The sequence below is a fragment of the Streptococcus vulneris genome (assembly GCF_019218685.1).
GTDB classification, from domain to species: Bacteria; Bacillota; Bacilli; order Lactobacillales; family Streptococcaceae; genus Streptococcus; species Streptococcus vulneris.
On sequence record NZ_JAHUZC010000011.1, the window covers coordinates 1 to 13,261 of the forward strand.

The 13,261-nt window shown below is 35.2% G+C and carries 7 protein-coding genes; 1 reads left to right on the forward strand and 6 read right to left on the reverse strand.

Features of this window, described 5'->3' with window-relative positions:
* On the forward strand, positions 1–1,080 hold a 1,080-nt coding region (locus KUA57_RS07630; RefSeq protein WP_218493999.1), incomplete at its 5' end, for an N-acetylmuramoyl-L-alanine amidase.
* 31 nt (positions 1,081–1,111) lie between these two features.
* On the opposite strand, the gene KUA57_RS07635 is transcribed toward KUA57_RS07630, so the two are convergent.
* The 6 genes from KUA57_RS07635 to KUA57_RS07660 all read right to left on the reverse strand — a co-directional run bounded on the left by KUA57_RS07635 (position 1,112) and on the right by KUA57_RS07660 (position 12,867).
* Positions 1,112–1,429 (reverse strand): hypothetical protein, encoded by a 318-nt coding sequence (locus KUA57_RS07635; protein ID WP_004269832.1) that lies wholly within the window; start codon positions 1,427–1,429, stop codon positions 1,112–1,114.
* Between the two features lie 251 nt (positions 1,430–1,680).
* Positions 1,681–2,592 carry a DUF6287 domain-containing protein gene (locus KUA57_RS07640; RefSeq protein ID WP_185756780.1) on the reverse strand — a complete coding sequence of 304 codons (912 nt, stop codon included), beginning with the start codon at positions 2,590–2,592 and terminating at the stop codon, positions 1,681–1,683.
* Between the two features lie 601 nt (positions 2,593–3,193).
* Positions 3,194–9,685 carry a S8 family serine peptidase gene (locus KUA57_RS07645; RefSeq protein ID WP_218494000.1) on the reverse strand — a complete coding sequence of 2,164 codons (6,492 nt, stop codon included), beginning with the start codon at positions 9,683–9,685 and terminating at the stop codon, positions 3,194–3,196.
* A gap of 582 nt (positions 9,686–10,267) precedes the next feature.
* Complete coding sequence (locus tag KUA57_RS07650; protein WP_218494001.1) at positions 10,268–11,053, reverse strand: ABC transporter permease; 786 nt, start codon at positions 11,051–11,053, stop codon at positions 10,268–10,270.
* 1 nt (position 11,054) lies between these two features.
* Positions 11,055–11,873 (reverse strand): ABC transporter permease, encoded by an 819-nt coding sequence (locus tag KUA57_RS07655; RefSeq protein ID WP_218494002.1) that lies wholly within the window; start codon positions 11,871–11,873, stop codon positions 11,055–11,057.
* Position 11,874: 1 nt separating this feature from the next.
* Positions 11,875–12,867, reverse strand: coding sequence for an ABC transporter ATP-binding protein (locus tag KUA57_RS07660; RefSeq protein ID WP_001240792.1), 993 nt, complete (start codon positions 12,865–12,867; stop codon positions 11,875–11,877).
* Positions 12,868–13,261 lie beyond the last annotated feature (394 nt).

A 13,261-nucleotide genomic window follows, 5' to 3' on the forward strand; every position in this document is an offset into this window, starting at 1 on the left:
GGAGCCATGGCTGAAAACAAATGGGTTCTCATTGATAAACATTGGTACTTCGCTAATTCTTCTGGAAAAATTTCTCAGAATAAATGGGAGAAAATTAATGGAGTTTGGTACTATTTTGACAAAATAGGTATTATGTCTAGTAACCAATGGCAAGGTAATTATTATTTAAAATCAAGTGGAGCCATGGCTGATAATGAATGGATATTTGATAAAAACTATAACAGTTGGTTCTTTTTGAAGCGTGGTGGAATGTATGCATCAAAAGAATGGATTGGAGCTTACTATCTCAAAGCTGGTGGTTATATGGCTAAAAAAGAGTGGATTTACGACGACACTTATAAGGCTCACTACTACTTAGATGATAATGGACATTATGTTTCCGGAACTTACAAAATTGACGGTAAAGACCATCTATTCCACAAAAATGGTCAATGGATTTCTGAGGTCTCAAAAGAAGTTGGTTTTGTAAAAGGCCAATACAGTAAAACCATCTTTTTAGATCCAGGACATGGTGGAAGAGACTCAGGTGCATACTATTACAATGTTGCTGAAAAAGACCTCAACATGCAGGTGTATCGTAAATTACGCAAAAAGTTAGAAGAACTTGGCTACAAAGTTCTTACTTCACGTGATAGTGATATTGATGTAGATTTTGTTACAGAGCGTTCTCGTATGGTTAACAAGACTAACTCTGATATCTTTATTAGTATTCACTTCAATGCGACTGGCAGCGCGTACTCTAGAGCTAGCGGTATTCAAACCTATTCCTATAGTGATGATCCTGATTATCCAAGTAAAATCAACCCATACTGGCATAACCATCCTGACCGTATGAGTGAGAGCAAGCGTCTTGCAGCCGCTATCCACTCTTCATTGTTAGCTGAGACTGGTGCTAAAGATGCTGGTTTATTGGAAAGAAGCTTTGCCGTTCTTCGAGAAACTGCTAAACCAGCCGTCCTCCTAGAGCTTGGTTATATAGATAATTTCGCTGAAAATCAACAGATTCGAGATAGCCACTATCAAGATAAGCTTGTAGCAGGTATCGTGAAAGGAATTCAAAAATATTACGCTGGTAAGTAAAAAAGGGTCTCGAGAAACCTCGAGGCCTTTTCTATTTGTCTTCTTTTGTATCTTTATCAGGAAAGAGGTATCCAATACCAATGCAAGCTAGTACGCCCGCTCCAATTACCAAGCCACTTGAAATTGGCAAAAGGTCTAAAATTGCATTTGCAATGATAAAAGCAATAATTAAACACATCAGACTAGCCTTGTAGTCTTTTTTCAAAAAATTCTCTAGAGTGAAAAAGAGGAACAGTCCTACCGGAATCAGTGACCATAGGTTGACATCCAAACTTGGCCATCCAACAGAACCAAAATACAAAACCAAAGCTGAAACTAGCAAGAATCCAATACCTAATAATTTTTTCATTTTTATCTCCAATTGCTTTTTTATGAACTTGAGTTATCTGATAGTGACGCCTCACGTCCCTTACAAAAATCATTATAGCAGAGGTCAGTTTCAAGAACAAGTTCTTTTGCCTATCTGGTCTCTATATCAGTCTAAGTGGTTGAAGTGTTAAGATAAAAGAAAAGAAGCCCTAATGAGCTTCTTCATTCTAGCGATTGCAACAGTATTTCTGAACTAAAACAATCGAAAGTTAGATTCTAAACGAGTTTTCTCTAGTTATTATTTTTCTTTTCCTTAGATTCTAGAGAAGTTTTGATTGCTTCGCGTTCAGCCTGTAGTTGAGCTAAATTCTTCTCCTCTTCCTCAAGTTTACTAGTATCTGGTTTTACACGATAATAAACATCTTCTGGTCTCGACAACATCGCTTCATACTGCTGTCCTGCAAACAGTCTCTCCTCGTCATGATTGCTTTTATCTGTCAGTTTTCCATCATCACCAGGTTGCATGACAACTCCACTTGGTACGGCAACTACCACAAATCCTCCTGCGACAGAACCTTTAGTGTGTGCACTTAGACTTTCAACTTCTTTAAAGTTGGAATCTGAACTTCGATTTTTCAGATGAGAGTAACTATTGTCCAATTCAACAGTATATTCAAATTTTTGACCATCTCTAAAGCTAGTTATATAAATTTCACCAGACTCATTAATGACATATTCATTGCCCGACGGTGTACGCCATGTGCCTTTCAAACTAGATAAATCATTATTTCTTAATGCTTCAATATCCAGTTTCGGAACTGCAGTTTCTTCTTTTAGCTTGTCAACTACCTTCTCTGACTCAGAGACCTTGCTATCTAAACTGGTTAGCTGTTCCTTGAGTTTTTGAATCTCCTCTTCTTTCTTCTTCTCATTCTCAGACGCTTTCGAAGTATCTATCGCTTCTTTACTTGTGTTCTCTTTTTTAGCAACTGAAGAAATGGCTTCATTTGACTCTTTCTTTGCGTTAGGTGAGAATAAGAAGAGGCTTGCTAGGATTGCAACGACCAAGAGACTAATGGCAATGCCAATATAGACTTTTATTTTAAAAAACTTGCCCCTAATCTTAGATGGAGAAGTTCCTTTCACTACCTTCGATACAGTTGATTTCGGACCATTTTTCTCTTCAAAATGTTTCTTAGTCATAGTATTCCTCCCATTTTTCACTATATTTCACCTATATCTTAAACAAATTCGTAAGATTTGTCAGTATCCATGAATGGATGGATTTTCAAAAGAAAACCAATCAACTAACCCTTAAATATTGGCAGCAATAGAATCATCCATTAAACTCTATATCGAATTTATTAACATAAATTATACCATAATTTTTAAGAATTTTATATATTTTTATAGTCTAACTATGATAATGAAAAGGAGCTATCCTTTCATATTATTCACTTATATTATGTTTATAAAAAATCTAATAGGCATATTTACTTATCATATTTCATATAGCCTGTACTTCATCAAATAAATCTTGAGTTTTTACTACAATTGTAAAAGCACAGTTTTTAATATATAGTTCGATACTGTATTTTATGAAATTGGTAAAATCCAAAAAATCTTCCTATCTGTAATAAGAAGATTTTTTGTTATCTAAATGAAGTCCATTAATACATTCTAAAAGTGTATAATTATCAATGTAAACTTAAGAATTAAGTATTAAATAGTAATTGTCAACAAACTGTTTAACCATCACAGTATCTAATCTCAACACATAAACATTTTTTCTATAGATTTTGTCTTAATCTTGATCTTTTTTCTTCAATCCAAGAAGTGCTCCTACTATAAACAATATTCCAGCAATAAATGGTGTAAGAACTGCTCTAACTGTTCCGGTTTTTGGCAACCTGTCAGAATGGTTAGTATCCGACTTACTATCAATGTTAGTATGTTTATTAGCTATGTTCGCTTGTTTATTAAGATAGACTTCCTTCTTATTTTCAAAGTTTTTATCAAGAACTGTAGTTGTAACATCCTTAGTTGAATCAGATTTTTGTGAATGATTTGCTCTTTGTAAGTCCTCTTTTCTATGGCTTTGATTTAATTGGCTAGGATTTACCTGTGGGTTATCTTTCTTTTTGGATACATCAAAAGTAGGTTTATTTTCCTCCTCCTTTTTCTCCTCTATTTTCTTGAATACAGGTTTTATAAGGGTATCTTTTGATAGATTAAGAACATATCCAGCGTCTTTTTTCCCTTCGAAACCAGCAATTTCCCAGCCGTCAAATTGATATCCTTTTTCTAATTCCCCCTTATAGACAGGTAAAATGAAATCTTCTTCCGACACTATCGTTGAACTCATTTCTTTTCCATTTTGAATGGTCACAGTTACTGTATGAGGTTTTAGTTCGCTTACCTCTCCCGTATCTTTGTTTAAAATGAATTCTTTTACGGTTGTATTTCTTGCAAAATCTTTTACAACTATCTTAATGTTTAGTGCCTTATCTGCTATTTGTTTAATATCAGCAAATGATTTATATTCTTTTCCATTTACATAAATATGTTGTTCTTGAATCTCACCATCGAATCCATTATTTCTTTTATCATTAATATTAAAGACTACAGATTTTCCCTTAGCATATTCGATACTAGTATTTCCTTTTGGATCAATGTTTACTTCTGGTTTAACATTATCATATAAAAATTGATAGTGTACTCCAACCGCTTTCGCATTCAAATCGCTATAGCCAGTTTGAAGATAAACATTTCCATCCATGTCTGTTACCTTATCTGGGAATCCGTTTGCTTTATAGTCTTTCATCCCCCAGTCCATGATGTCACCGTCTTTAACATTAAGCTTAATGTTAAAATCTCTAGTGTTATCAATGTGTAAATCTCCATAGATTAAATAATTATCTACAACCGATTCATTAACTCTCAACTCCCAGTTAAAACCACCCTTATCAGAAATCTTACCTCTTAAATAAAATTCTGGATTTCGTACATAAATTTTATTAGATTTAGATGGATTAAAGTAGTTCTTGTCCATTGAAAGATTTACTGGTTTTGCATCAATAAATAATGTAGAGCCATCTTCTTTTATAGCTTCTACATTGGACCTATCCTCCCCAGTATACTCTTTACCATCCTTACCAAATAATACCAGTTTAGAAGAATCTGTCACAAGATTTCCATCTTTATCGATTGCTTCCCCTTTATCATTCATTTTAAATGTAAACACTTGATACCTTACAATGTTAAAGCCGTCCAAAGCCGACATCAATACTGATTGAGTACTTCTTCCATCTTCAACATTTCTACTATCAGCATAAATTATTTTTTCTGATAAGACTCTTAGATTAGGATTGGCCTTTTGGATTTTTGCTATATCTTCCTGGCTATAAACTCCATTTCCTTCTAACATATCCGTTTTTCCAGGATTATAGGTAGTCACTTTTAGTGCATAGCCTTTTCTTAGAATGATGTTATCCTTTAATAGATATTGTTGTTTTTCTGAATCAGCATAGATTTTACCAGATTCCATGTCCGTTAAATTGGTTGGTTTATTTTTTGAAAGATCTCCTTCTCCTAATTCTATTACATTCCCATAACTTGATGCATAGGGATATTCCGTTTTAGTTTCCTTATTTTTTTCAGGCATTCTAATTTTAGTCTCAGCTTTTATCTGATCATCATCTTTAACAAAGAATCTCATATCTCCTGCAAAAGCTAATCCATCCACAATATCATTAACATTAGCGTATAAATCAAATGTCATCGTTTTTGAGTGGGAATCATACTTGGTCGTTTTGATTTCTATCGATTTATAATTATTGCCATAATATACCTTGGCATTTTTAGAAACATTACTTATCTTTCCAAGAATTTCAAAGTGTCCATCTTTAGACGGGCTTAGAACACCATAAATTTTTGATTTTATTTCGTCAAGTTTTTCAGTTTCATATTCTAAGGCACTACCATCGTCATAAGCAATGATATTTCCCTTATCATCGTATTTATAATCGTATTCTTCTGTCCTCTTACCAGTTTCACTTGTAAAGTCATCAACTTCTCTAAATTTCTTTTTAATGAGTTTTTTTAAGTCTTTGCTTTCAAAATCTCTAATTGTTGAAATGGCTTTATTGATAGTAAAGCTAGATTTTTCTTCGGTAGCCTCTTCATTTTCTTGATGATGTTCTACTTCAGTTGTATCTTTTTTAAGACTGTCCTCTTTTCTATTTTCTAAATTTTTAAATTTAGATTCGGCAATCTCTCCAAGCTTTTGGTATTTAGATGAATCCTGATCAGGATCTACTAGATAATAGGAAATCATCCCCTTTTCATCAGCATGATCAGCAAATTTAATTCTATGAATCTTTGTGAAATTGCTAGAGCCATCTAATGCAATGACTTCAATGATTTTTCCTCTTAAATCTCCTGCACCATTAATTTCATAAATGGTATTTCCGTCTTTGTCAAGTTTTCTATTTCTTCCTTGACCCTCACCTGCATAAGTGACCTCAAGATTTTTTTCAACCTCTCCATCTTCATTAACAAGAGCGGCTCCTGCATACCAAACTTCGTTGGCAATCTCGTCAAATTTTTCAGGATGTTCTTTCTGATCTCTCGCAAATAAAGTTTCATTCTTGTATTGCTCTTTTACCTTATGATAAGTATCCTTTGTAATCAACTTAATTTTTTCAGGATTTGAAAAATCAACAGAAACAATCTTAGGTGCTGTGTTATCAATTTTTACAGGAATATAGGAAACCTGCCATGGATAATCTTTAGTTAATCTATATTTAAATTTATAGAAATATTGACCTTCTGCAATTGGCTCAAATTGACCTCTTATCTTAGTAGCAGGATCTTTGGTATCCTTGCTTTCTGGTGCATTTTCTTCTTTCCCTCTAGGATTATAGATGAGTCCATCCCATTTCAAGTCGCCCCAAACTTTTAGCTTAGAAGATTTGATTCCCTTTGCATCATTTCTTTTAGAGTTTAAAATTCCTTTAACAAAGTGTTCTCTCGAAATGACTTTTAAGTCGATTTGATTTTCTCCCTCTTTATTTGTATTCACTATTGAAATCAATCCTTCTTCTGCACTTCTTAATACAAGTGGAGAAGGTGTTAATCCTCTCTCAAGTTGAGCATCTTGAGGATTTCCATTTGAATCTAAAGGATAAATTTTAGCAATCTTAGAACCACTTGATGATGGTGCGTTGATCCCTTCGTTATTGAAAGCAAATAATTCTGGATTTTGATCTAGGGATGTTGTATTTTTATCTTTTCTATTTTGTATAACTCCTGCTGGATTAAATTTATCTATACCATGTTCTCCACCAATTCCCTTATTTAAGGTTCCTGGAATTTTTGGTTTGCCATCATCATCATAACCTTCCATTGTTTTTGATTTTGAACCTTCTTCCCAGGCCCATTTATCAAGGATTGGTTCGTGGTTCCAATTCCCAGCAAATCCCATTAGAGGCATCGATAAAGAAGGTTGGAAATTTGTTTTCTTCCCATTGGAGTTTAAAGCTTCCATTTCTTCCACTGACTCAAAATGAATAAATGATTCTACAAATTTATTTTTATTTTTAGCTTCTCCAACGTTTATAACCGCATTTAAATCAAAGCTAGAATTTGGGCTTATAGTGAAAGTATCATGCTCAAATGTAATATTTGCTCCTTTGACTTTTTCTGGGTGGATTTCTGGAACAATTTGCTTCCCATCTGGTGATTTTTCGTCTTTATATGTTTCATCCAGTTTGAGTCTGTCAGTTAGAGCATCTGTAGTTACAGTTGATGCTGAAACTTTAAAGGTCAAAGGTCTGTTTGATGTATTGTGAAGCTTAATTGTAAAATATTTTTTATCTCCTTTTATTTCTTTAAGAGAAATAGAACCATAAGAGTTTACCAAACCTTTAGAATCCGTGTTTTTAAAAGTCGCTACGACTTCATTTCTCAAAGCATTGGCAACATTAATTAGCCCTGCCCCCTGTTGTCTAGGTGATGCAAAGTATTGACTTTTTTCTTTCCAAGAAGTCGCATCCATCATAGGACGTGCAGTATTTTGTAGGGCTATTTTTGTAAGACTTGTAAGATCTATTTTGTCATCTCCCTTAAGATTTTTCAATACAGGTCTTTCAAGCATTTCCTTTAACTTTGGTCTAATCAAGACAGTAGAAGCTGCTACGATTGGAGTTGCCATACTAGTTCCTGACATATAGCCATAAGTTGATTTCCCATTAATGACATTGAGAGTGGATTTAATATTTTTACCAGGTGCTGAAACATCAGGTTTTAAAAGTAAATCTGTTCTCGGTCCCCAAGATGTGGACCCTGCTGGAACTATGATATCTTCTTTATACAGTTCTTTGTCTGTGTCAGATGCAAACTTAAAGTCAATTTCTTTTTCATCACCTACATTCGGTTTATTAGAATTATAGCTTGCCATATCAATTGGATAGTATTGCTCCAATTTATCTTTAAAATCTTCTTTATTATTTTTTTTGACTTTAGTTTTTTTATCAGGGTTAATCATGTTCCATAACTTTACACCATCATCTCCTGAAATTGAGAAAACTTGACTAGTAGTTCCTTCATCCTCCTCATATCCCATAGCTGGGAGCTCTGTCCAATTATCTCTATTGTAGTAATTTACAGTATTTACAACCATAATGGCGCGTGCGCCCTTATCCGTTGCTCGTTTAAAAGCATTTTTTAAATCCTTTGTATAAATTCTATCCATTACTGCAATTTTGCCCTTAAGATCCAAACCTATCAAATCTTGGTCTTGACCTTTGCCTATATATACAAATTTCAATTTACTAGGAGCTTTTGAACCATCTTCGTTTGTTATGATTTTATTCTTATCGAAAAAGGCCCCTATATTTCTGTATTTAAAACTTTCTCCTCCAATCTTAACTTTGTCAAACTCAACTGTTTGATTTTTAGCAGAAGCAACTGCTATCGCATCTTCATGTGCTGCAGTTCGTGTTACATTTCCAGTGTCGGTCATTTTCAGATTATTATTTGCCACTAAATCCCATGAAGAACTTGAAGCAGAAGTTGCATAGTTACCTGTAGCTACGACCATTGGAATGCCTGCTTTTCTTAACGCCCTAATAGCTTGCCAATATTTCTCACCTACAAGGCCCGTTCCTGTAAAGCCAGATGATACCGAAACAACATCGACATTGTGTTTGATTGAATCTTCAATAGCATGAAACATTGTTTCATCTCCTGCGAACCCAGACCCTACGTCAGAGTACATTTTATAAGAGAAGATCTGTGCATTAGGAGCAATTCCATCTATTCCGTTAAAGTTTTTGATATCTTTTTCAGTATCATTTCCCGCAAGAATCCCTGCAATATGCATCCCATGTGGATCAAAATAATCGCTTCCATCATCAGCTTTTTCTACAGTAATTTTACCACCATTATAATAATTGAAAGCATGAGGAATTTTATCACTCAACCAGAAATTTTTATCAGTACCTTTTAAGTCTTCTTTTTTAAATTTCATTGAGCTTTTGGCATCATCATCGATTCTCATAGCCTTATGTCTATAATCAGTCCCAGTATCGATGTTTGAAATGACCATACCTCTACCATCAAAATTTTTACCAAATGGTGCATTGATAGATTTTAGGTAATCGATTGCCTCTTCAACTCCAATTTCTTTTCTAGCATGATTCATCATAGGTTGGACTTTTTGTGATCGTTCAACCGATGAAATACCTTCTATTAGTTTAATTTTGTCCAGAGTATCTTTGGTTGTTTCAATAGCGCTACCGTTAAAAATTCTATCATAAGTATATAAAACCTTTGTATTCTTAAGATTTGATAGTTCCTTGATTGCTTTTTCTCCAGATTCTTTATCTTTAAATTCAGCAATATAGACAACTCTATCTTCTTTTTTGGGACTTTCCGTGTCTTTACTTGCAGACGAGTCTGCATTATCTCCTTTGTATTGATTGGAATCTTCTTTTTTGATTGTTGCTTTTTCATTGTTAGTTTTATTGTTTACCACAGATTCTTTACTAACAACTTCTTTTTCCTCAATAACTGTTGTTTTCTTCTCTTCAGTATCCTTTGAAGTTTCTATAGCATTATGAATATCTTCATGTTTTTCTTTGTTTTCTTTTTGTTTATCTACTACTTTTTCTTTATCAGAGATACTTAAAGCATCTTCAGAACTAGATGTATCTGCTAAGACTACCTCATTAGGGACATATGCTGCTAAAATAACTGCAGCTGTGGTTAATGACAATACTGTACTTTTTTTCATTTTAATTCCTTACATATTTATTTAACTTCCAATAGATAGAAAACTTTAACTTTGCTAGCCTTTGTTATAAAAAGTTTTACTAAGTGTTATCTAGGAAATAGAGTAGTACATTTATATATAATTGTTAGCTCTCTGAAAAATAGTATATCAATTTAAAAAATTTAAGTCAAGAAAAATTAAGGGATATTAATTTTATTTTTAATATGTGTTAAAAAAGATATAAAAATTTCGTACTTAACTGAGATACATTATCAGCACATTCACACCATCAAAAATAGTAGCAATCAAGTTGAAGCACTACCAGAATCACAGAGACAGACATAATTAATGAAATATCAATGCTATTAAATAATAGAAATAACCGCTAAGAAAAAGGCTTAACGGTTATTTTCTATATATAAATTTTTCAGATATTCGATCATTTATTCACCTGTGACCTAGGCTTTACGAGTGCCTTGCTCTACCAACTGAGCTAAATCGGCGATTACACATACAGTATAGCACTCTGAGAATAGGTGTCAAGAAATTTTCATCTCTATTAAAAAAAGCCTGTCCTGAGACAAGGCTTTGATATTCTATTATTTACGAACCGGCACTTTCGTAAGCATCCAAGCCCCTATCCCAAAGTTTAAGGGAAATGGCAAAGAAGACAAGGGAAATCAACATCAAACCTCCGATGTTAAAGAACACATCCTTATCCTGCAAGAAATAGCTGGCAGGATAGTATGCCGTAAAGGCAAAAGGTACAATAAAACTGATTAACCAACGAAGAAATGAATTATAAATTGAAATGGGATACTTGGCAAAATCATTAAACATATAGAAAATGTAGATCATGGCACCTGATTGCTTGGTCCAAAAAGCGATACTGGCTGTTGCGATTTTCAAAGAAGTATAGATCAAGGTCGCAAAAGGAATACAGACTAGAAAAATCAGGAATTTGGGAAGAGTCCAGGCAATGCTGGTCACAGTTGTTGCTAGTAAAATGCCACCAACCAAGAGTTCTCCCAAAGCATCAATCTGAAAAGTCTCAACCAGGATGTGAAAGAGAGGATTGATAGGACGAGTCAGGTATTTGTCAAACTCCCCTTTTCGGACTAGGCGTTGCCCTAGTGCCCAGAGATTGTCAAAAAAGAGATGGTCCAGTCCCTTGGGAATCAAGGAAAAACCATAGATAAAGGCAATCTCTTGGAAGGACCAGCCTTCTAGCGAGGGGATATGTTGAAAGATGACATTGAGAAACAAGAGATTCAAGCCTTGGGTCAGAAAAACTCCCAAGACACCAACCACAAAATCCACCTTGTATTCCATGATTTGCTTGATATATTGTCTGATAAAAATCAGATGCATACGCTGATATTTTTTCATACTAACCTCCTTGAATGGTGATAAAGGACTGGACTCGTTTCCAAATCAACTGAGACAAACCCACCATCACTAAGAGCCAGAAAAACTGCAAAGCGAGCGCCTGAATCATCTGACTGGCATCGTATTTCCCAACAATGATCATGACCGGAGTATAAATCAAGGATGAAAAAGGCAAGAAGGACAGAATATCTGAAACGATCTTTGGAAAGAAAGCCAAGGGAATCAAACTTCCAGACATAAAGGCCACTATGGAAGTCTTGAGTAGATTGGAACCCCAAAGATTTTTAAACACAAAGGCTGAAAATCCAAAGCAAATATTAAAGAAAAAGTTAATCAGATAAGCTAGCGTTAGACTAAAGAGATAAAGGACAGTTAAACCCAACACTTCAACAACGCCTTGCCCAGATAAGATTTTCATCAACACGATGACACTTAAAAATGGAAGGCCAACAGAGATAAAAATCAACCACTTGGACCCAAGCTCGGTGAAAAGATATGAGGCCGCAAAATGCACCGGTCTCAACAAGCGCATGATGATAGAACCATCCTTGACCTCCTCCCCAATCATAAAGGAAGAATCGGATCTAGTCAGAAGATTGGTTACAAAACTCATGATGATGTAGAGGGTGATATCTGCCATACTAAAGCCCTGAATCAAGGACTCCTGTGAGGAATCAAAGACAGCCTTCCAGAGATAAAAGGCCACAAAAGCTCCCATGACATCGCCAATCCGATAGAGAATAAAGTTGACTCGATAGGTAATCAACTCCTGAATCCCTGCATTAATAAAGGGTTTATAACGTCTCCACAATTTGACCATCTTAGAGCTCCTTTCTGTAGAAGCGGCGGATAATATCCTCGATATCTGTATCCACCATTTTCAAATCGCGGATTTCAAAATCAGACAGGGTTTGCTTGATAATGTCAGCTGACTGGTAGCGTGAACTATCGAATTCAATGTTGAGGCTATTCCCCTGTCTATCAATTGTCATATCCGAAAAGCCTTCATAATGAGAAACGAGATGACTTTGACCTGGTAGCAGTTCAAAGGAGAGTGTCTTCATCTTGCCAAAGGTTTCCTTGAGCTGGCTCACCGTTCCATCAAAAATCTCCTGCCCCTTGTCAATCATAAAAATTCGATCACAAAGTTGCTCAATATCACTTAAGTCATGGGTAGTCAAGAGAATGGTGGTTTCTTCCTCCTGATTGATCTGAGTAATAGCCCGACGAATGTTATCCTTGACCGAAACGTCCAAACCAATGGTCGGCTCATCTAAAAAGAGAACCTTGGGATTGTGAAGCAAGGAAGCTGCAATGTCCGCCCGCATGCGCTGTCCCAGTGAAAGAGTTCGCACGGGGTCCTTGATAAAGTCCTTCAAATCCAAGACTTCATTCAAAAAATCCATGCGCTTATGGAAGAGCGAATCTGGCACATCGTAAATCTCCTTTAAAACCGTGTAGGTCTCTTGCAGAGCCAAATCCCACCATAGCTGGGTACGTTGTCCGAAAACGACGCCAATATCTTTGACATAATCTTGACGATTGTCCTGGGGAATCTTGCCATTAATCCGACAAAAACCAGATGTCGGTTTCAAAATCCCTGTCAGCATTTTAATAGTTGTCGACTTCCCAGCACCATTAGCTCCGATGAAGCCTAAAATCTGCCCTTTTGGAACCTCAAATGTTAAATCCTTGACGGCTTCAAAAGTCTGCTTTTCAGGATGAATAAAAGAACGCAAAGCCCCCTTCAATCCCGGTTCCTTAACAGTCTTCACAAAATTTTTCTGAAGATGTTCCACTTCTATCATTGCCATATCTATCTCCCTATCGCAAGGAATAGCAACATTGTATTTTGCATACAAATATTCTAAATCCCTACTTTCTACACCTTCTACATTTTATTGCTACTGAAGGCTTTATACCAACCTATTATAGTCCAATAAAAACTAGAATGCAAGCGTTTGCCTACAGATTATAAAATTAGAGATTTCTCTCTTAAAATGGTATTTTTATACTCAATGAAAATTAAAGAGCAAACTAGGAAGCTAGCCGTAGGTTGCTCAAAACACTGCTTTGAGGTTGTAGATAGAACTGACGAAGTCAGCTCAAAACACTGTTTTGAGGTTGTGGATGGAACTGACGAAGTCAGTATCATATACCTACGGCAAGTCGAAGCTGATGTGGTTTGAAGAGATTTTCGAAGAGTAT

Coding starts and splice junctions, on each gene's coding strand:
- KUA57_RS07635 (WP_004269832.1), bottom strand. CDS start 1,429: ATGAAAAAATTATTAGGTATTGGATTCTTGCTAGTTTCAGCTTTGGTT.
- KUA57_RS07640 (WP_185756780.1), bottom strand. CDS start 2,592: ATGACTAAGAAACATTTTGAAGAGAAAAATGGTCCGAAATCAACTGTA.
- KUA57_RS07645 (WP_218494000.1), bottom strand. CDS start 9,685: ATGAAAAAAAGTACAGTATTGTCATTAACCACAGCTGCAGTTATTTTA.
- KUA57_RS07650 (WP_218494001.1), bottom strand. CDS start 11,053: ATGAAAAAATATCAGCGTATGCATCTGATTTTTATCAGACAATATATC.
- KUA57_RS07655 (WP_218494002.1), bottom strand. CDS start 11,873: ATGGTCAAATTGTGGAGACGTTATAAACCCTTTATTAATGCAGGGATT.
- KUA57_RS07660 (WP_001240792.1), bottom strand. CDS start 12,867: ATGGCAATGATAGAAGTGGAACATCTTCAGAAAAATTTTGTGAAGACT.